Source organism: Chitinophaga sp. 22308 (assembly GCF_052045305.1).
GTDB classification, from domain to species: domain Bacteria; phylum Bacteroidota; class Bacteroidia; order Chitinophagales; family Chitinophagaceae; genus Chitinophaga; species Chitinophaga varians_A.
This window is the reverse complement of sequence record NZ_JBQEOP010000003.1, coordinates 137,613-158,316: the sequence shown is the minus strand read 5'-3', so window position 1 is coordinate 158,316 and position 20,704 is coordinate 137,613. Positions and strand designations below refer to the sequence as shown.

Annotated in this window: 19 protein-coding genes and 1 tRNA gene; 6 read left to right on the top strand and 14 right to left on the bottom strand. The window is 49.6% G+C overall.

Translation table 11 applies throughout. The features are described from left to right. Nucleotides 1-30 precede the first annotated feature (30 nt). The 7 genes from ACTJJS_RS12380 to ACTJJS_RS12350 form a co-directional block, all read right to left on the bottom strand. A complete protein-coding gene (locus ACTJJS_RS12380) occupies nt 31-870 on the bottom strand; it encodes an MBL fold metallo-hydrolase (RefSeq protein WP_440663903.1) in 840 nt (279 codons plus the stop codon). A 28-nt stretch (nt 871-898) separates the two neighbouring features. Further along, complete coding sequence (locus tag ACTJJS_RS12375) at nt 899-2,206, bottom strand: MFS transporter (protein WP_168871353.1); 1,308 nt, start codon at nt 2,204-2,206, stop codon at nt 899-901. 55 nt (nt 2,207-2,261) lie between these two features. Then, nucleotides 2,262-2,882 (bottom strand): ABC transporter ATP-binding protein, encoded by a 621-nt coding sequence (locus tag ACTJJS_RS12370; protein WP_168871354.1) that lies wholly within the window; start codon nt 2,880-2,882, stop codon nt 2,262-2,264. Next, nucleotides 2,866-3,666: an acyl-ACP--UDP-N-acetylglucosamine O-acyltransferase gene (lpxA, locus tag ACTJJS_RS12365; RefSeq protein ID WP_168871355.1), complete on the bottom strand. Its 801-nt coding sequence runs from the start codon at nt 3,664-3,666 to the stop codon at nt 2,866-2,868. The genes ACTJJS_RS12370 and lpxA overlap by 17 nt, the downstream gene beginning before the upstream one ends. A gap of 5 nt (nt 3,667-3,671) precedes the next feature. Beyond that, entirely contained in the window at nt 3,672-5,090 is a 1,419-nt protein-coding gene (locus ACTJJS_RS12360; protein ID WP_168871356.1) for a bifunctional UDP-3-O-[3-hydroxymyristoyl] N-acetylglucosamine deacetylase/3-hydroxyacyl-ACP dehydratase, read from the bottom strand. Between the two features lie 36 nt (nt 5,091-5,126). After that, complete coding sequence (gene lpxD, locus ACTJJS_RS12355; protein ID WP_168871357.1) at nt 5,127-6,176, bottom strand: UDP-3-O-(3-hydroxymyristoyl)glucosamine N-acyltransferase; 1,050 nt, start codon at nt 6,174-6,176, stop codon at nt 5,127-5,129. A gap of 87 nt (nt 6,177-6,263) precedes the next feature. Then, entirely contained in the window at nt 6,264-7,490 is a 1,227-nt protein-coding gene (locus tag ACTJJS_RS12350) for an HD domain-containing protein (protein WP_440663902.1), read from the bottom strand. 342 nt (nt 7,491-7,832) lie between these two features. On the opposite strand from ACTJJS_RS12350, the gene ACTJJS_RS12345 reads away from it, so the two are divergent. From ACTJJS_RS12345 to ACTJJS_RS12320, 6 genes are all read left to right on the top strand, one after another. Further along, the gene (locus ACTJJS_RS12345) at nt 7,833-9,386 is read left to right on the top strand and encodes a response regulator (protein ID WP_440663901.1); all 1,554 of its coding nucleotides are present in this window, start codon (nt 7,833-7,835) and stop codon (nt 9,384-9,386) included. A 17-nt stretch (nt 9,387-9,403) separates the two neighbouring features. Continuing rightward, nucleotides 9,404-9,724 (top strand): hypothetical protein, encoded by a 321-nt coding sequence (locus ACTJJS_RS12340; protein ID WP_168871360.1) that lies wholly within the window; start codon nt 9,404-9,406, stop codon nt 9,722-9,724. 7 nt (nt 9,725-9,731) lie between these two features. Beyond that, on the top strand, nt 9,732-10,493 hold the full coding sequence (locus ACTJJS_RS12335) for an MBL fold metallo-hydrolase (RefSeq protein WP_168871361.1): 762 nt from the start codon (nt 9,732-9,734) through the stop codon (nt 10,491-10,493). A 70-nt stretch (nt 10,494-10,563) separates the two neighbouring features. After that, nucleotides 10,564-11,514 (top strand): ComEA family DNA-binding protein, encoded by a 951-nt coding sequence (locus ACTJJS_RS12330; protein WP_440663900.1) that lies wholly within the window; start codon nt 10,564-10,566, stop codon nt 11,512-11,514. 11 nt (nt 11,515-11,525) lie between these two features. Then, the gene (locus tag ACTJJS_RS12325) at nt 11,526-12,665 is read left to right on the top strand and encodes an acyl-CoA dehydrogenase (RefSeq protein ID WP_440663899.1); all 1,140 of its coding nucleotides are present in this window, start codon (nt 11,526-11,528) and stop codon (nt 12,663-12,665) included. A 442-nt stretch (nt 12,666-13,107) separates the two neighbouring features. Then, on the top strand, nt 13,108-13,986 hold the full coding sequence (locus ACTJJS_RS12320) for a c-type cytochrome (RefSeq protein ID WP_440663898.1): 879 nt from the start codon (nt 13,108-13,110) through the stop codon (nt 13,984-13,986). Nucleotides 13,987-14,058: 72 nt separating this feature from the next. Here the strand turns inward: ACTJJS_RS12320 and ACTJJS_RS12315 are convergent, their stop codons facing one another. The 7 genes from ACTJJS_RS12315 to ACTJJS_RS12285 all read right to left on the bottom strand — a co-directional run bounded on the left by ACTJJS_RS12315 (nt 14,059) and on the right by ACTJJS_RS12285 (nt 20,702). Further along, a complete protein-coding gene (locus ACTJJS_RS12315) occupies nt 14,059-14,373 on the bottom strand; it encodes a YtxH domain-containing protein (protein WP_168871365.1) in 315 nt (104 codons plus the stop codon). Between the two features lie 136 nt (nt 14,374-14,509). Beyond that, the gene (gene clpX / locus ACTJJS_RS12310) at nt 14,510-15,751 is read right to left on the bottom strand and encodes an ATP-dependent Clp protease ATP-binding subunit ClpX (protein WP_211092588.1); all 1,242 of its coding nucleotides are present in this window, start codon (nt 15,749-15,751) and stop codon (nt 14,510-14,512) included. A 258-nt stretch (nt 15,752-16,009) separates the two neighbouring features. Then, on the bottom strand, nt 16,010-16,714 hold the full coding sequence (clpP, locus tag ACTJJS_RS12305; RefSeq protein WP_168871366.1) for an ATP-dependent Clp endopeptidase proteolytic subunit ClpP: 705 nt from the start codon (nt 16,712-16,714) through the stop codon (nt 16,010-16,012). Beyond that, nucleotides 16,704-18,083, bottom strand: a complete 1,380-nt coding sequence (tig, locus tag ACTJJS_RS12300) for a trigger factor (RefSeq protein WP_168871367.1) — start codon at nt 18,081-18,083, stop codon at nt 16,704-16,706. The genes clpP and tig overlap by 11 nt, the downstream gene beginning before the upstream one ends. Before the next feature lie 226 nt (nt 18,084-18,309). Next, nucleotides 18,310-18,391, bottom strand: a tRNA-Leu gene (locus ACTJJS_RS12295). A 170-nt stretch (nt 18,392-18,561) separates the two neighbouring features. Further along, nucleotides 18,562-19,458, bottom strand: a complete 897-nt coding sequence (locus ACTJJS_RS12290) for a DUF1501 domain-containing protein (RefSeq protein ID WP_440663897.1) — start codon at nt 19,456-19,458, stop codon at nt 18,562-18,564. Beyond that, nucleotides 19,455-20,702 carry a sugar MFS transporter gene (locus ACTJJS_RS12285; RefSeq protein ID WP_440663896.1) on the bottom strand — a complete coding sequence of 416 codons (1,248 nt, stop codon included), beginning with the start codon at nt 20,700-20,702 and terminating at the stop codon, nt 19,455-19,457. Before ACTJJS_RS12285 ends, ACTJJS_RS12290 begins: the two co-directional genes overlap by 4 nt. Nucleotides 20,703-20,704: the final 2 nt, after the last annotated feature.

Sequence of the window (20,704 nt, the reverse complement as noted above, 5' to 3'; positions counted from 1 at the left end):
GGGGCTGTGGGCAATGACATAGTGACAGTGCTACAGGGCGCTGAGGGCAAATGTTTCCCCTGCCCGGATACCTTTTTCGGTGGTTTGCAGTACACAGCATTCATTGACAGGATCATGCTCAAAGAACAATACGTACTGATTGTCTACCGCTTCCTGCAGGAACTTTTTCTTTTCCGTAAGGGTGGTCAGTGGGAACATATCGTACGCCATCACATAAGGGAGCGGCAGATGCCCGATAGACGGGAGCAGATCGGCCATATATACGATGGTTTTGTCTTTATACCGGATCTGGGGCAGCATCATGGCGTCGGTATGGCCATTGGCAAAGCGGATACTCATATGATCGGTAAAAGCAACGCCCTCCTGATGGGCGATGAATTTCAGCTGACCGCTTTCCCGGATGGGCAGGATGTTTTCTTTCAGGAAAGATGCTTTCTCCCGGTCATTGGGCACGGTAGCCCATTTCCAGTGGTCTTCATTGCTCCAGTAGGTGGCGTTTTTAAAGGCAGGCACCAGCTTATCGCCTTCCCGTACAATACTACCGCCGCAATGATCAAAATGGAGGTGCGTTAAAAACACGTCTGTGATGTCATTACGATGAAAGCCGTGTGCCGCAAGGGATTTATCGAGGGTGGCATCGCCGTGCAGGTAATAGTGGCTGAAGAATTTAGCGTCCTGTTTATCGCCGATACCGTTATCGATCAGTATCAGGCGGTTGCCGTCTTCAATGAGCAGGCAGCGCATGGCCCAGGTACACAGATTGTTTTCATCAGCAGGGTTCGTTTTGTTCCACAGTGTTTTGGGTACAACGCCAAACATGGCGCCGCCATCCAGTTTGAAGAAACCTGTGTCGATGGTGTATAATTTCATATGCTCGTGTATTGGGTTGCCGGGGCAACTACATGACTAAATGCTTTTCTTTTTCTGTCTCCATCCCGGCCAGCTGCCGTTGTTTCCGCAGGGCTGAAATGATCCATGCCAGGCCGATCACAAAAAACACGACCAGGGCGAGGACGGAGTTGCGCATGTTTTCTGTATAATCATCAATATAAGCAAAAGAAAACATACCAATCACAATTGAGAGCTTTTCGGTAACGTCGTAATAGCTGAAGAAGCTGGCCGTGTCCTGTGTTTCAGGCATTAACTTGGCGTAGGTGGAACGGCTGAGCGACTGTATGCCGCCCATCACCAGGCCTACCGCCGTGGCCAGCAGATAGAAGTCAGTAGCGGTTTGCATTTTGTAACCGGCTATGCAGATACCGATCCATACGATGACAACGCCAATCAATACACGAAGATTGCCGAAGATACCGGAAAGGCGGGCCATGCCCCAGGCGCCGGCGATAGCCACCACCTGGATGATCACCACCGTGCCGATCAGTTTATCGGACGGCAGGTTCAGCACTTTGCTGCCGAAAATAGTAGCGGCCATCATCACCGTCTGTACGCCCATGCTGTAAAAGAAGAAGCCGCGCAGGAAACGTTTCAGCACCGGCATTGTTTTTACCTGGGCATATACTTTACGCAGCTCGCCGAACCCTTCGGTGAGCGCGCCGCTGCTGTGTTTGCTGACAGTGGCTTTGGTGGCGGGCAGGGTGGCAAAAGTGATCTGGGCGAATCCCAGCCACCATACGCCTACCAGCAGGAAGGTGCCTCTTACCGCCGTGCCTTCATCCAGGCCGAAAGGCAGGGTCATGACCAGCGCGAAGCCTACCAGTTGCAGCAATACACTGCCGATGTAACCCATGCTGTAGCCGCGGGCGCTGATACGGTCACGGTCCTCCGGAGCGGCTATTTCAGGCAGATAGGAGTTGTAGAACACCAGTCCGCCGCAGTAGCCCATAGTGGCCAGCATAAAGGCCAATACGCCCAGCCATAGCGTGCTTTTGGTGAAAAAGAAAAGCGCTGCGCATGACACAGAGCCCAGGATGGTGAAAAATTTCAGGAAGTTCTTTTTGTTGCCACGGGTGTCGGAAATAGACGACAGGATCGGAGACGCGATCGCTACCAGCAGAAAAGCCGCTGCCATAGTGTAGTTATACAGGGCAGAGTTGACGAAACGCATGCCCATGAAGGAGACGTGCTCGTCGGTGACGGCGAGGAAATAAATGGGGAAGAAAGTGGTAGTGATAACGAGATTGTATACGGAGTTGGCCCAGTCATACATGGCCCAGCCGTTGAGTACTTTTTTGCCGGCAGTAATCATATAGCGCGAAGCGGTTAGTTGGCAACGAAGATAACAAAATCGCGATATGACAGCACTATTGTTTGTAGTCAGTGATACGAATGTGGTGTTTACACATGAAATACTCCTGCTCGTCGTTGGAGCTGACGATGATGAGGCGGTTGCCTCCGTATTGGTTGATCATTCCCTGGTAGAGCGCTACACCGGCAGCATCGAGATTGGTGCAGGGTTCGTCCAGCAATAATACGGGTACATCGCTGAGAATGGCGAGCGCCAGTTTGATACGCTGTTTCATCCCGGAGGAGAAATTACGGAGTTGTTTGTGGGCTGCTTTTTCCAGTCCTGCCATTTCCATGGCCATGGCAGGCGTAATGCCGGGCAGCAGGGATTTGAACTGGGTATGGAAGGTGATGATCTCTGTGAGGGTGAATTCTTCTATCAGCTCCAGATAGGGAGCAGCAATAGCACAGTACCGGAAAAACGCATCGGGGGCGATGGGTTTTTCCGGTGTGCTGTATTGTACAGTGCCTTCATTGTGTTGAATGGCGCCGCTGATAACCTGTAGTAAAGTGGATTTTCCTGAACCGTTAGGCCCCAGAATCGCGTAGCGTTCTCCTTCCCGGAAGGTAAGGCTCACACCACGAAATATCCAGTCGTAGTTGAAACGTTTACCTGTCTGGTCAAGAGATATCATCATTGGAATGGGAAGTGTAACCTCTCATAATACCACGGCCGGACTCACGGATGAAGGACAGAATTTCGTCTCTTTCATCAGTGGCCGGAAACTCAGCTTCGATGATGCTGATGGCCTTGGATAATTTATAGCCTTTCACAAAAATCACACGGTAAATATCCAGGATCTGATTGATTTTTTCCAGGGAGAACCCTCTTCTTTTCAGTCCTACCGAGTTGATGCCCACATAGGAGAGGGGCTCACGGGCGGCTTTTACATAAGGAGGTACATCTTTCCGCACGAGAGAGCCGCCGGTAACGAAGGCGTGGTCGCCTACTTTACAGAACTGCTGGATGGCCACCATACCGGCCAGCACCACGTGGTCGCCCACGGTGATATGCCCGGCCAGGGTAGTATTATTGGAGAAGATGCAGTGATTGCCTACTTCGCAGTCGTGCGCAATGTGGCCATAGGCCATGATCAGGCAGTTATCGCCGATCTTGGTCTTCCACTTGTCGCGCGTACCGCGGTTGATGGTCACGAATTCACGGATAGTAGTGTTGTTTCCTATTTCCACAGTGGTTTCTTCACCCGCATATTTTAAGTCCTGAGGGATAGCAGAAATAACAGCGCCCGGGAAGATGCGGCAGTTTTTACCGATGCGGGCTCCTTCCATAATGGTTACGTTGGAGCCAATCCAGGTGCCGTCGCCGATTTCTACGTTTTTGTGGATGACGGTAAACGGATCAATTTTAACATTAGGCGCCACCTTGGCGTCCGGATGTATGTATGTAAGCGGGTGGATCATTGCTTTTATTTGCCTTCTCTGGTTTTTACAATTTGTGCTATCATGTCGGCTTCGGTAGCTACTTTATTGCCAATGAAGACCGTTCCCCGCATTTCCACGAGCCCTCTTCTGATGGGGCTCAGCAGTTCCATTTTCAGGATCATGGTGTCTCCTGGTACGACTTTCTGTTTGAATTTACAGTTGTCGATTTTCAGGAAGTAGGTATCATAGTTTTCAGGATCAGATACGCGGTTCAGTGCAAGGATACCGCCTACCTGCGCCAGTGCTTCGAGCTGTAAAACGCCCGGCATCACCGGGTTGCCAGGGAAGTGGCCCTGGAAGAAGTGCTCGTTGAAAGTCACGTTCTTAACGCCCACTACTCTTTCTTCACCCAGTTCGATGATCTTGTCTACCAGCAGCATCGGAAAACGGTGCGGCAGCGTTCTTTCAATACGGGGCGTATCGAAGATCGGTGGCTGGTTGGGATCGTATACCGGAACGTCTTTATTGTGTTTGTTCTTTTTGATATATGCCTTGATCTTACGGGCAAACTCCACGTTGGAAGCGTGGCCGGGACGGTTGGCAATGATATGTGCCTTGATCGGATAACCTATCAGCGCCAGGTCGCCTACTACGTCCAGCAGTTTGTGGCGTGCCGGTTCGTTCGTGAAGCGCAGCTCAATGTTATTGAGGATGCCTTCACGCTGTACTGACATAGTATCGCGGTTAAAGGCCTTGGCGAGGCGCGCCATGTCTTCTTCGTTCACGGCGCGGTCTACCACCACAATAGCGTTGTTGATATCGCCGCCTTTGATGAGGTTATTGCTCAGCAGGTATTCCAGTTCGTGCAGGAAGCAGAAGGTGCGGGAAGAGGCAATCTCGTTCCTGAAGTGCTCAATGCTCTTCATTTTCGCGTGCTGGGTGCCCAGTACGGGAGAATTGAAGTCGATCAGGCAGGTGATGCTGTAGTCCAGTGCCGGTAAGGCCACCATCTCTACTTTTTTCTGCTCGTCGTAATAGGTGATATTGGTGTCTATAGTATAATAGATCTTTTTGGCGTCCTGGTCCTGTATCCCGGTTTTTTCGATTGCTTCGATGAAAGGGAGGGAGCTGCCGTCCATGATTGGAATTTCAGGGCCGTCCAGCTCAATCAGAACGTTGTCAACACCGGTACCTACCAACGCTGCCAGCAGGTGCTCCACCGTGCTTACACGGGCGCCGTTATGTTCCAGCGTGGTGCCGCGGGCAGTATCCACTACGTAGTCCACGTCCGCTTTTACTACGGGCTGGTTAGGCAGGTCTACCCGTTGGAATTTGATGCCGGAACCCGGGGATGCGGGCTTCAGCGTCATGTTTACACTGGCTCCTGTATGCAAACCCACGCCCGAAATGCTGATATCACCTTTCAGGGTATGCTGGTTCTGCAACTGTTGATTTTCAATCATATTAACTAATGTATAACTATTTGATCTTCAGTTTAATTAAACTCCTGCTCTTTCCTGTAACAGTTGTTTTACCATCTCCTCTAATTCTTTCACGCGTTTTTCAAGATCCGGCAAATTTCTAAAAATTGCCTGACTTTTCAGCGAACTTTTATAATCATAGGCCGGGGAACCGGTGAGAGAGCTGTTGGGAACGGTAATGGACTTGGAAAGTCCGCTCTGGGCGTTGATCTTGGTGCCATCAGCGATGTGGATATGACCTACCATGCCTACCTGGCCACCAATGACGCAGTTCTGCCCGATTTTGGTGCTGCCGGAAACGCCGGTCTGCGCGGCAATCACAGTGTTGATGCCGATGTCCACGTTGTGCGCTACCTGGATCAGGTTGTCCAGCTTCACACCCTGGCGGATGATCGTAGAGCCCATAGTAGCCCTGTCGATAGTTGTATTGGCGCCGATTTCCACGTCGTCATAAATCACCACGTTGCCGATCTGGGGCACCTTTTTATAGGAGCCGTCAGGTTGCGGTGCAAAACCGAAACCATCGCCGCCGATCACGCAACCGGCATGAAGAATGGCGCGGCTGCCTACGATGCAGTTGTCGTATACTTTTACGCCCGGGTACAATACCGCGTCGTCATTCACTACCACGTTCTCGCCCAGGTACACTCCAGGATATATCTTTACGTTATTGCCCAGCACTACGTTCTCGCCCAGGTAGGCAAATGCGCCCACAAATACGTTTTGCCCCATCTTTACAGACTGGGGAATGTGGGAAGGCTGCTGGATGCCCGACTTGTTGCCGGTCAGATAACGGTATTTTTCCAACAACAGGGCAAAGCTGCTGTAAGCATCTTTTACCCGGATCAGGGTGGAATGGATAGGACGTTCTATCACCAGGCTTTCATTCACGATCAGAATGGATGCTTTCGTCGTATATATGAACTCTTCATACTTAGGATTGGCAATAAAACTGAGCATGCCTTCGCCTGCCTCTTCGATTTTGGCGATGTTGCTCACCTTCACGTCCGGATTTCCCTCCAGCGTACCATCTAACATGGTCGCTAACTGTAATGCGCTAAACTGCATAATTAATATTTGTAATGTTTTCCAGGCCTACTCCGGAATGCATGAATTTATTCTTTAATGTTTTAAAGCTTGTAAAACCTTGTTAGCCTAGATTTTTGGATGACAAATGTAGAATTTTTTTACCGGTATAGCCAGTGTGTGACTAATCAATGCGTTGTCTATCGAGGAAATGTCTTTTACAGTTCCGTCTTTAAACAGGATGTTGATCTTTTCATCGTTCACATTATAAGCCCTCAGTGAGGCTACGTCTGTGAAAACGAAATAATCCAGGTCGCTGTCAGTGATCTGCCATTTTTGTGCCACCTGTTGGCGAAGCTGGTCCACAACACTGTTGTCAAACGGTTCATTGGTTAATACCACTTTGAATAACTCCCTGTTAATAAGCCATTTACATAAAAGTGACAGTACTTTGTCCGGGTGCTCTGACCAGACTTTTATTGCGCCCATGATATCATAATCGTCCAGCATGCAAAACAGCCGTAAACAGTCCGGTTCCCGCTCAAAATTGTCTTTGCTGACAGTATTGTACAGGAAATAGGATAATGCCGGTGAACAAAACAGCTGTTGGCCGTCCTGTGCCAGCACTTTTGCCCGCTGCAGGATTTTTACCAGCATATTTTCAGCGCTCAGCACTGTTTTATGCAGGTATACCTGCCAATACATCAGCCGGCGGGCCACGATGAATTTTTCGATGGAATAAATCCCTTTTTCCTCTACCATCAGCTCTCCGTTATGTACGGTCAGCATCTTGATAATACGATCGTACCCGATAGTGCCTTCCGCCACACCGGTGAAAAAGCTGTCGCGATTGAGGTAGTCCATCCTGTCCACGTCTAACTGGCTGGAAACCAGTTGATGCAGGAAGTGTTTATGATAACGGCCGTTAAAAATATCGAGGGTAAGTGACAGTGCGCCCTCCATCTGGCGGTTTAGGTCTTCTATCAGCCACTGAGAAATGGCTTCATGGGACACGCCTTCTATAATGCCGTTTTCCAGTGCATGGGAATAAGGCCCATGGCCGATATCATGCAGCAGGATAGCCATTTTGGCGGCCACTTCTTCTTCGGGCGTGATATCCACGCCTTTGCTCTTCAGCTCCTGAAGGGCTATGGTCATCAGGTGATAAGCGCCGAGACTGTGATGGAAACGTGTATGCATGGCCCCCGGGTAAACCAGGTGCGCAAGTGCCATCTGGTGTATCCGGCGTAAACGCTGGTAACAGGGGTGGGAAAGGAGGTTAAAAATCAACGGGTGATCTATGGTAATAAAGCCATACACCGGATCATTAACAATTTTTCGCTTGCGTTCGGTCATTGCATCAGATTGTTCAATTTCAAATGCCTAAGCGCACCTGAAATTCATAGTGCCATTATGCAAAACTACACTATGAATTAATTATATGTATTTTTTTTACTTATAATGACGCTTTTAATAGAGAAAACCCCTATTACAGTAAAAAACAATTGGTAGGTTACAGGTAGAAAAATGTTATTTGCGAAGGTAATTAACTTTAAGAAGCGGCACACCTTTTTCCATCCCGGATTTTGTCCGCATAGCCCATTTTTAACATATAATTACCGGAATGGATGATCAGGGGAATGATTTTTGCCAAAAATTAGCGGTAATTTCCTGTTTTCCGCAACCATAAAACGAACTATGAGCCAGATCAACATACTATGGGTAGATGATGAGATAGAATCCCTCAAATCACAGATTATTTTCCTCGAAAGCAAAGGTTATAACGTATCGGCGCTCACCAACGGCTACGATGCGCTGGAATTTCTCAAAGACCAGGTGGTGGACGTAGTATTGCTCGATGAGTCCATGCCCGGCCTCACCGGCCTGGAAACACTGGGCAAAATCAAAGAGATAGACCAGCAGATACCGGTGGTCATGATCACCAAGAACGAAGCTGAAAACGTAATGGACGACGCTATCGGTTCACAGATCACCGATTATCTCATCAAACCGGTCAATCCCAACCAGGTATTGTTATCGCTCAAAAAAATCATAGACAACAAAAGGCTGGTGGCTGAAAAAACCACTACAGCCTACCAGCAGGAGTTCCGCTCCCTGTTTATGGCGCTCAATTCCAACCCGGACCACAACGAATGGATGGACATCTACAAAAAACTTGTCTACTGGGAAATGGAGATGACCAAAGCCAACAGCCCGGAAATGCTGGAAGTCTTTAACGCGCAGAAAGCGGAGGCCAATACGGAATTCGCCAAATTCATCAGCCGTAACTACTCCAACTGGCTGCATCCCAAATCGACAGACGCCCCGGTGATGTCTCATACGCTTTTTGCCAAAAAGATCGTTCCTTTTATGGACCCTGATGTGCCCAATGTGTTCCTGCTGATAGATAACCTGCGGCTGGACCAGTTCAAGGCCATCCTGCCCATTTTCCAGGAATCGTTCCGGATGGTGGAGGAAGACACTTTTTACAGTATCCTGCCTACCAGTACGCAATACAGCCGCAACGCCATTTTCGCGGGCCTGCTGCCGGTAGATATCGAACATAAATTCCCGGAAGAATGGAAGAATGACGACGAGGAAGGCGGCAAAAACCTGTATGAAGAGAAATTCTTCGCATCGCAGCTGCAGCGCATGAAAATGGACGCCCGCTTTTCCTACACCAAGGTGACCAACCATACCGATGCACAGCATATGCTCAGTAACATCCATAACCTGCTGGACTATCCGCTGAGCATCATCGTATACAACTTTGTGGACATGCTCAGCCACGCCCGCACGGAAATGGAAGTGCTGAAAGAACTGGCCAGCGATGAAACGTCTTACCGTTCCCTTACCGCCAGCTGGTTTGAGCACAGCCCGCTGCACCAGGCGCTCAAACGTATCGGTGATAAAAAAATCAACCTGATCATCGCCACCGATCACGGCAGCGTGCGGGTAAAAACACCGGTAAAAGTGATCGGCGACAAACAAACGACCACCAACCTGCGATATAAGCATGGCCGCAACCTCAACTATGATCCGAAGGAAGTACTGGCTTTCCGCGATCCCAGAGATGCCGGCCTGCCCAAGCCCAATGTCAACTCGTCCTATATTTTCGCCCGGGGCGATGGTTACCTGTGTTATCCCAACAACTACAATTATTTTGTGAACTATTACCGCAATACCTTCCAGCATGGCGGCATCTCTCTGGAAGAGATGATCGTGCCCGTGGTGAGAATGGTATCCAAGTAATTGTTTAAATTTGTGGTATGAATATTAAGATCACGCCCAATAACCTGACTAAGCTGGAGAAGATTTTTGAAGATGCCAAGTACATACTGCGTTTTGAAAAAGGTTCTTTTACTTCCGGTTATTGTATCCTTGAAGACAGGAAGGTTGTGGTGATCAATAAGTTCCTGAACCTGGAAGGACGTATTAACACGCTGCTGGATATTTTATCCACGCTGCCGCTGGATGAGGATTTGCTCACCGCAGAGTCGCACAAGCTCTACAAGCAGATCCTGAACAGTAAGCCCGTACCGGATGCAGACGATGCAGCGGCCCTCGGGGAAGAGGCACCAGAAAACTAATGCTAGGATGAAAGTTACATTTCTTGGAACAGGCACATCGCAGGGAGTACCGGTCATCGCTTGCGGTTGTGAGGTATGCACATCTTCCAATCCCAAAGACAACCGCCTGAGAAGCAGTATTTTTATTTCCTCGCCGGCAGGCAATATCGTGGTGGACACAACCCCCGATTTCCGCTACCAGATGTTGCGGGCACGGGTAAAACACCTGGAAGCGGTCCTGATCACGCACTCACATAAAGACCACATAGCCGGGATGGACGATATCCGGGCATTTAACTATTTCCAGCAGGGCGCCATCGATATTTATGCGACGGATTTCTCGCAGAACGTTATCATGCGGGAATTCGCCTACGCTTTCGCGGATTTCAAGTATCCCGGTATTCCGGAAATTAACCTGAAAACCATCGATGACACGCCCTTTGAGATCAATGGCCTCACGATCACGCCTATACAGGTAATGCACTATAAAATGCCGGTCATGGGCTTCCGGGTCCATGATTTCACCTACATCACCGACGCTAATTTTATTGCGCCGGAAGAAAAGGAAAAGATCCGCGGGTCAAAAGTACTGGTGCTGAACGCGCTGCGAAAAGAAACACATATCTCTCACTTTACGCTGGACGAGGCCATCGCGCTGGGCCGTGAGCTGGACGTACCACAGGTGTATTTCACGCATATCAGTCACCAGATGGGCCTGCATGATGACGTAATGAAAGAGCTGCCCGACGGCATGGCACTGGCCTATGACGGCCTTACGCTGGAAATATAGCCGCGTTTACTTCCCGTTAACACTTTCCTGACTGCTGTGCATTAACTTGGGGACAAGCGATTAACCCCATATGCATAAAACTCCCCTGAAAGAATTATTCCGCTTCTCCCGGAAAGAGCAGGCGGGTGTTGTCCTGCTGCTGCTACTGGTATGGCTCACCAGCCGGGCGCCTGACCTGTGGGTGCATTTACACGGGGCTGCCCCGCCGGACACCGCTGGTTGTGCCGCCGCCCTGCAGGCGCTGGAAGCAGCCACTGCAGCTGCCGCCAATCAACCGCTGCCATCTCATGTGCCGGTTGATCGTGTAGGCGCTGCCGTTGTACCCGCCACGTTGTTCTGTTTCGATCCCAATACGCTGCCTGCCGAAGGATGGCAGCGGCTGGGCGTGAGCGCGCGGACAGCCGCCACCATCGACCGCTACCGGCAGAAAGGCGGACGGTTTCGCTCTGCCGCCGACCTGGAACGTATATACGGACTATCTCCGTCGTTATGCCGGCAGCTCCAGCCCTATGTGCGGATAACGCGTACCGTTGCCAATAGCAGGCCGGACAGCATCATGCATGCGGAACGCAGAGATACGGCCTATCATTACAGTACATATCATCGGAAACCACCGCCACGGACAATAGACGTAAATGCCGCTGACACGGCCGAATGGCAGCTGCTGCCGGGCATAGGCCCCGGTTTTGCCAGGCGTATCGTGGCATTCCGGGAGAAGCTGGGAGGCTTCTACGATATCAGCCAGGTGAGCGAATGTTACGGCCTGCCCGACAGCACCTTTAAAAAAATTCAACCTTTTTTGCAGATAGGTAACGGATCTCTAAAAAAAATAGACCTCAACCTCACAGATGAAAAATCTTTGGCGGCACATCCATATATACGTTATAAACTGGCCCGTCTTATCATACAGTATCGCAGTGCCCATGGGGGTTTCAGGCATGTGGAGGAGCTTCGGCAGCTACCGTTGGTGGATGACGTTATTTATCGTAAAATTGAACATTACATTGTAATCACTTTTTAAACCCGCACGTTATGAATTTTGAGCCTACGGATATGCAGCAACAGATCGCGCAAATGATCCGGGATTTCGGAAAAACACATATAGTACCGCACGTGTTGGAATGGGACGAAACACAGGAATTTCCTGTAGCGTTATTCAAACAACTGGGGGAGTTGGGATTAATGGGAGTGCTGGTGCCGCAGGAATATGGCGGCAGCGGCATGGGATATCTGGAATATGTGACCGTTGTCAGTGAGATCGCCCGCTTCTGCGGCGCCATCGGCCTGAGCGTGGCGGCACACAACTCCCTCTGCACCGGGCACATTCTCCAGTTTGGCAATGAAGAACAGAAGAAAAAATACCTGCCCAAACTCGCCACTGCCGAGTGGATAGGAGCATGGGGCCTCACCGAGCCCAACACGGGTTCCGACGCCATGAACATGAAATGCGTGGCCAAAAAAGACGGCGACCACTGGGTATTGAACGGAACCAAATGCTGGATTACCCATGGTAAAAGCTGTGATGTGGCCGTAGTGATAGCCCGTACCGGCGATGTGCGTGACAGCCATGGCATGACCGCCTTTGTGGTAGAGAAAGGCACACCGGGCTTCAGTGGCGGCAAGAAGGAAAATAAACTGGGCATGCGTGCTTCAGAAACAGCCGAAATGATTTTTGATAACTGCCGCATTCCCGCTGCCAATATGCTGGGAGCGGAAGGAGACGGCTTTATACAGTCCATGAAGGTGCTCGACGGAGGACGTATCTCTATTGCGGCGCTGTCGCTCGGCATCGCCATGGGCGCTCGTGACGCCGCCGTGAAATACGCTAAGGAAAGACACCAGTTCGATCAGCCCATCGCTTCGTTCCAGGGTGTGTCTTTTAAGCTGGCGGATATGGCCACCGAGATAGAAGCCGCTACGCTGCTCACTTTGCAGGCGGCGGACATGAAAAACCGCGGAGTGAAAATGACAAAGGAAGCAGCCATGGCGAAATACTTCGCTTCCGAAGTAGCAGTAAGAGTGGCTAACGATGCCGTGCAGATTTTCGGTGGTTATGGCTATACAAAAGACTTTCCTGTAGAAAAATATTATCGTGATGCAAAATTATGCACCATCGGGGAAGGAACATCTGAAATTCAGAAAATTGTGATCGCCAGAGAAGCATTAAGATAACTACAGCGTCTTTTAATATTGATTTTGACAGGCAGGAGATAGGCGAATTTTTTTTAATTTAAAAAAAGATAAGCGGCAAACCATTTATCTTTTTTGACAAAAAAATGAAATATTACCCCTTTAGTGTTATTTAATATTGCAAAAGGAACGTTAAATTTGGGTTAATTCATCACTCTTTACCGTTTATCAACCTTAACACAAAATCAAAGAAAGATTTGAAACACTTTTACGCACTGGAAAGCACCCTTTAACACGGGTGCTTTCTTATACCGGAAAAGCCTGTATGTATCTTATTGAATAGTATTACGACCTGTAATCCACGTTATGCTTTCATACGTTAAAAGCAGCCCTCTTCCATATTAAAAATGAGTATTACTACTGATATCCGGCCCAATTCCCCGCTTTAATTTTACCGGCTGATTCCTAAACCAACAATAGTTATATGATGTTCCCCAAAATCCTGAAATGGACCGGCATTGTTTTGCTGAGCCTTGCGGTCCTGTTACTGATTGTTTTCGGTATTTTCTTTTATGTGTACGGCACGCATGTGAATAAACAATATGCCGTAGAAGTGCGGCCTATAGCGATTCCACACGATTCCGCGTCGATAGCTGCGGGTGCGCACCTGTATGCGATCAAAGGCTGTGGCGACTGTCATGGTGCTGACCTGGGCGGCAAAATCTTTCTCAATGATCCGGCGGTAGGTGTTTTGGCGGGGGCCAACCTCACCAGCGGAAAAGGAGGCCGTCCGGCAGGATATAGTGACCGGGACTGGCTCAAAGCCATGCGGCATGGCCTGGGCGCCGATAACAAGACCTTGAGGCTGATGCCTTCCTATGAATACGCGAAGTTGTCTGACAAAGACATGGCGGCCATTATTGCTTTTTGTAAAGCGCAGCCGGCGGTCAACAGGACACTGCCTCCCATGAAGATAGGCCCGGTAGGTAAGGTACTGGCGGTATTGGGAAAGCTGCCGCTATTTCCGGCAGAGAAGATAGATCATTCCTATCGGCAGCCTGAAGCCATGCCTGTGACGGTGACCAGGGAGTACGGGGAATATCTGTCAGTGTCCTGTACAGGGTGCCATAATCCCCGATTTACCGGTGGTGACAGTCCTATTCCCGGTGGTAAAAAGGTGGCTGATATCACCTCCAAAGGCAATGTGGGCAAATGGACCGCACAGGAGTTTATAACGGCGTTACGTACCGGCATTACCCCCGAAGGGCGAAAGCTTAAAAATGAAGACATGCCGTGGAGCATGACGGCCCAATATTCTGATGAGGAGTTACAGGCGTTGTTTTTGTACCTGAAGGCTTTATAGTGCCCTGCAAATGCAAAGCCCCATTGACCGTGCGTCAATGGGGCTTTGCATGTATATCTTTGGGGTGGCTGGTTATGCCTGTTTTTTGTCTTTGTTGAAGAAGTCGGAGATTTTGTCTTTGGCGTCTTCGGCCCAATCTTCTGCTTTATCTTTCCAGTCTTCCGCTTTGTCTTTTACGTCATCGAGAAAGTCGTTGGCTTTGTCCATCAGGCCTTCTTTCTTTTCGCCGGGTTTGTCGGACATATTGGCAAACCAGGTATCTACAGTACCCGCAATAAAGGGAGGAAGTTTGCCTTTCACGTATTCCTTGATCACTTCAATTGACTGGACGGCCTGTTCAGGAGTGAGGCCTGCTTTGGCCTGTAATTGCTGAATAAGTTCCTGCATAATAGTGGGTTTTAAAGGTTAATTACAAAGGCAATTACGAATTACAAATTACGAATTGAGAACTTCCTATTGGGCAATTACTTTAGTAACCTTGTTATAGAAAACCCTTCACTCGTAATTTGTAATTCGTAATTGCTTACGCTACTTTAAGCTTTGATAAGGTAGACTGTTCCAGTTTGGCCTGGGCATATTCTTTTGTCAGCGCAAAAGTGGTTTCGCTGGCAGATGGCAGTTCATACATGGCATCGCTCAGTACCACTTCGCAGATAGACCGGAGGCCGCGGGCGCCCAGTTTGTATTCCATGGCTTTGTCCACGATATATTCGATCGCTTCGTCTTCCACCTGGAGGGCAATATTTTCGATGGCGAACAGTTTCTTGTATTGTTTGATCAGTGCATTTTTCGGCTCTGTGAGGATCGCTTTCAGTGTGTCGCGGTCCAGGGAGTTGAGATAGGTCACTACCGGCAGGCGTCCCAGTAATTCGGGGATCAGGCCGAAAGATTTCAGGTCCTGGGAATTTACATACCGGAGGATCTGTTTTCTGTTCTCTTCTTCCTTGTCTTTGTTGACAGTGAAGCCGATGGAATGTGTCTGAACTCTTCTGCTGATGATGCGGTCAATACCGTCGAAAGCGCCGCCGCAGATGAACAGGATGTTGCTGGTGTTCAGCTTGATCAGTTTCTGTTCAGGGTGTTTACGGCCGCCCTGCGGAGGTACCAGTACTTCGGCGCCTTCCAGCAGTTTGAGCAGGCCCTGTTGAACGCCTTCGCCGCTTACATCACGGGTGATGGAAGGGTTATCGTTTTTACGGGCTATTTTGTCGATTTCATCGATGTATACGATGCCGCGTTCAGCTGCTTCCACGTCGTAGTTACAAACCTGCAGCAGGCGGCTGAGGATACTCTCCACGTCTTCGCCTACATAGCCTGCTTCTGTAAATACGGTAGCGTCTACGATGGTAAAGGGCACGTTGAGCTGTTTGGCGATGGATTTGGCCAGTAATGTTTTACCGGTACCGGTTTCACCGACCATGATGATATTGGATTTTTCAATTTCCACTTCATCGTCTCCTATTTGCTGGTTCAGCCTTTTGTAGTGGTTGTAAACAGCTACAGCCAGTATTTTTTTAGCATCGTCCTGCCCGATCACATATTCGTCCAGGAACTTTTTCATGTCCATGGGCTTGGCTACTTTGGGCATAGCGCTGGTGGCGGGGGCAGCAGACTTTTTGCCGGGAGTGAAGAGCTCCGCGTCAATGATCTCCTGTGCGTTGGCCACACAGTTTTCACAGATATGTCCTTCAGCACCCGCAATCAATATCTGCACATCATCTTTGGAGCGGCTGCAGAAAGAACAACGAATTTTCGATTCTTTCATTTCAGAATAAATTATTTTTCGACGAATCTCAATGCCTGCAATCTCGTTACAGGGGTACAAATTTACACTAAAAATCCGGGTGGGGCGGAAAATAAAACAGCCCCGCCTCAGGCGGGACTGTTAAAGTTATCTTAACCGGCCAGGATGTTCCTGATCAGTCCGGATGTTGTGATGTTTACGGGATAAATCAAGTGTTCTCAGGATTTAACAATTAAGAATTATGCTATATCTGTTGTGTCTTGATTCCCTGCTACCGAATTACTGCGGAGTATCCAGCTGTTTTTTCGGATTTTTCTGGAGAACGTCGTCAATGATGCCGTATTCTTTGGCTTCATCAGCAGTCATCCAGTAGTCACGGTCAGAGTCTTTTTCCACTTTTTTCACGGGTTGACCGCAGTGGCTGGCAATGATTTCATTGAGCTCTTTTTTCAGCTTAATGAACTCACGCGCAGTGATTTCGATGTCAGAAGTCTGGCCTTCAGCACCGCCGTGAGGCTGGTGGATCATTACGCGGGCGTGTTTCAGGGCGGTACGTTTGCCTTTGGAGCCGGCTACCAGCAGTACAGCGCCGAAAGAGGCGGCCATACCGGTACAGATAGTGGCGATATCAGGAGAAACGATCTGCATGGTATCATAGATGCCCAGACCTGCGTAAACGCTGCCTCCGGGGCTATTGATGTACATCTGAATATCACGGTTGCGGTCGGAAGACTCCAGGAACAGTAACTGTGCGGTGATTACGTTCGCCACATAGTCATTTACCGGGTCGCCGAGGAAAATGATACGATCAGCCATCAGCCTGGAGAATACGTCCATCTGCGTCATATTCATCTGGCGTTCTTCCAGGATGTAGGGAGTCAGGCTGTTAATAGAGTGGCTTTTTGCGTAGCTGTCTACAACCAGGCTGCTGATTCCGCGGTGTTTAATGGCATATCTTCTGAATTCGTCGTTATTAATGTTCATGATGGTGATGTTTATGAGGTAAATTAACAAATTCTTCTGCTTTGATTTCCTCTTCTTTCACTTTCACCTTGGTCTCAGCCCAGTCAAACAACTTGGCAGTGATCATTTCGCGGTAAGTCTGGTCAACAAATTTTTCGTCCTGCAGCAGGCGGTCCAGGTAGCTGTCGAGCCATTCAGCTCCGTCAGCAGCGGCGCCACCATAGTAGCCCAGTACTTTTTGTTTGGCGTTTTCTCTCAGATCTTCGAAAGAAACTTCCAGTTTATTCTCACGAACCAGTTTATCGCTGATCAGTGTCCAGCGCAGTTGATGGTCGAAACCCGGGAATTCTTTTTCAGCTTCTTCTGCGGTTTTAGGTTTTTCACCACCTACCTGCAGCCAGCGTTTCAGGAAATCCTTTGGTAATTCGATCGGCGTTTCATGAACCAGCACTTCAAACAGGTCGTTGTGCATGTGGTTACGGCTTTCTGAATCCCAGTATTTCGCGATTTCTTCTTTCAGTTTAGCGCGGAAAGCTTCTTCAGTGGTGATGCTGTCAGCAGGATAAACTTCTTTGAAAAATTCTTCGTTCAATTCTCTTTTTTCGATCAGGGTGATTTTGGTGATCGTCAGTTTGAAGTGCTTTTTAGCGGCTTCTTTATCGCCGGCTTCAAAGCCCAGGTCTTTCAGGACCCAGCCCAAACGTTGCTCATCAAAAGATTTGCCCAGTTCAATCACGATGCTGTCGTTGATTTTTTTGCCTTTCAGCTCAGCCTGAACAGCGTCAGTGAAGTATTTCACCAGCAGGCTGTTTTCTTTGGTGATACCACCTTCTACCACGTTGCCTTTAGCGTCAGCTTCTTCGAAAGTAACATTGATGATGTCATCTTCAACAGAAACGGCTTCCACCTCGGAAGGTTTGCCACCTTTCAGCTGTAAACGCTGTAATTCGTCGTTTACCATTTCATCAGTTACGATCACTTTGTAACGGGTGAGGGTAGTTTTGTCGTTTTCGAGCGGAGTAACTTCAAAAGTTGGTTTCAGGCCTACTTCAAACTCGAAAGCATATTCTTCCGGATTAGCGAAATCGAGGTTTTTAGCAGTTTTTTCCAGAGAGAGCGGCTGACCGAAAATATCCAGTTTCTCTGCCTGTACATAACCCATCAGCTCCTTTTCCACGGTTTTCAGCACTTCGTCGCCGAAAATGGCAGGACCGTGCATCTTCTTAACCATACCGGCAGGTACCATTCCTTTACGGAAGCCGGGGATATTTGCATTTTTGCTGAATTGTTTTACTGCTTTGTCAAAATTAGGAAGGTAATCTTCCTGGCTCACTTTCACAGTGATCTTATCGTTCAATAAACCAATGTTTTCTCTGGTAACGGTTGCCATAATTGAATTGTATAAAAATGTTCTTTAAGAAGCAATAATGATTCCTTGTTTGATTTTCTGCCATGAAGTCACAACGGCAAGCAGGAATGGCAGGAAATTAAAAAATAATAAAAGACAAATGATTAGGTGAGAGCGCGTCAGATAGGAGCGCAGTGACAATGAAAGTGAAGGAAAGCATAGCATTATCACGTTGCCATATTGACACATTGCCACTTAATAGTATATGTCCGGGTGGAGGGACTCGAACCCCCATGCCTTGCGGCACCAGATCCTAAGTCTGGCATGTCTACCAATTTCACCACACCCGGAACTGATAAAAATAAGAACTTTTGCTTTCAGCCGCCAGCCCCGGAGGGCCGCGCGAAAATAAGTAAAAAAGCAGTCCTTTTTTACTCAAAAAGGACTGCAAAGGTATTATTTTCTATGAATTAAAAAAATTTGTGAACGGAATCCCGCGAAAAGGCCCCTGAAATAGGCACTAGAGCCAAGCCATGGCCGGAAAGCGGCCATTAAGCCTGCTGTCTGCTGCCAGCCAGCGGCTGGCAATAGTAGCATATACGCTGCGGAAGTCTGTCCGCACCGGCAGGTGGCCATCGCCCAGCGTACAGGCTTCTATGCCCCACTGTTTCAGCCGGCTGCCGAAAATATGGACCTGGTTCGCCTCGCCATGATCAGTTCCCCGGCGCACATTCTCTTTCAGGCTACGGCCAAATTCCGACCAGGTGACCACCAGCGTATTGTCCAGCTGGCCGTTCTCCTCCAGCTGTTGCAACAGCCGCCGCACGCCACGCGCATAGTCGGCCAGCAGCGGATCATGCTGCACCCGCTGAAACTGATGAGTGTCAAAGCCATCCAGGGACACATGATAAACAGCGGTCACATCTCCCTGAATAATCCTGCGGGCGATATCCTCTAACGACAGGTTAAAATCCTGTTCCCCGTAATCCGCTACAGGCACAGACGCGGGCAACCAATGATTGGCCCCCAGCCCCTGACAGCAGCCGGTACGCCATATTTGGCCGGAATGATAATGCGATTGATCGGTACCAGGGTAACCTACCTGTTGCAGCACCAGCAGCTGTCGCCGCTCATAAACAGGCATCAGCTCCTCCAGGGCCGGATGGAAGCCCCAGCCGCCGGAAGCCGGCAGCACTTCCGCTGCCGGAATAGCCAGCTGCGGCCGCTGTTGATAATAACATTCCTGACTATAGGGAATAATGGTATTCAGCCCGTCATTGCCGCCCTGCAGCCGGATAAACACTACCCGGCGGCCCGCAGGCGGCTGCGTACCCCGTACGGCTGCCTGCACAAAAGAGGGCAGTAACAGCGCACCGGAAGCCATGCCCGACCGTTTTAAAAAATCTCTCCGTTTCATACAGGCTGTTTTGATGCTTTATGCCCATTGAGGCCATAAAACAGGATATAGAGATAACAGATGACCGGTATCAGAAAAGCGATCTGCCAGGTAGCGTGGTCCTTCAGCAGTCCCTGGGCGTACGAGATCACTGCACCGCCACAGATGGCGGTAGACAACAGTCCCGACGCGGAAGTAGTATGACGGCCAACGCCTTCTACCGACAAAGAAAAAATAGTGGCAAACATAATCGCATTGCATAGCCCCACCGCAATCATGCTCCACACGGCCAGCAGCCCGGAGGTGCTGACAGACAACAGTATCAGCGCTATCGCCCCCAGGGCACATACGGCCAGCACCCTGGCCGGCGGCAGCACGCGCAACAGGCCGGCGCCCAGCAAACGGCCCACCAGCATGCCTCCCCAGTAAAAGGCCACATAATTGTTGGCCACATTCTCCGGAACACCCAGCAGGTCGGTGATATAGTTGGTCAGGAAAGTACCGATAGCCACCTCCGCCCCTACATACACGAAAATGCCTATAATGCCGAAACGCAGGTTCCTGTAAGAGAAGACACCTTTGCCGTCATCATGCCCGGCTTTACCGGCACTTCCGGTAGTACTGATAACGGGAAGGGATAAACGCGAAACAACAAAAGCGATCAGCAGCAACAACGCTGCTATGCCGAGGTACGGATATCTTACGGCCTCGCTGGAGGCGTGCGATTCTGCCAGTCTGGCCAGGATGAAGTGGGCGCCGAACAACGGCGCCACAGTGGTGCCTGCAGAGCCTACGCCCTGTATCAGCGTTAACCGCGCAGAGGCGGTATGGGCAGGCCCCAGTGCTGTAATGTAGGGATTGGCGGCCACCTGCAACAGTACAATGCCGATGGCGATGACAAACAGCGCCGCCAGAAACAGCACATACTGATGATACACGGATGCCGGATAAAACAGTAGCCCGCCTATGGCCGCAATGGCAAAACCCAGCACCATTCCCTTCTTGTAGCCGGTACGGCTTACGATCCTGCCGGCAGGCACCGACATGATGCCGTAGGTGAGGAAGAAATAAAACTGTACCAGCGACGACTGGGAATAAGTAAGTGTGAACCCTTTCTTGAAAAAAGGTACCAGCGTATCATTCAGACAGGTGATGAAACCCATCATGAAATACAGTACGGCCAGCGAAACGAGGGCCGGCATATAAGATTGCCGGCTGCCGGAGACGGTGACCTGTGGCTGGTTGGTTGTGGATATTACCGCCATAG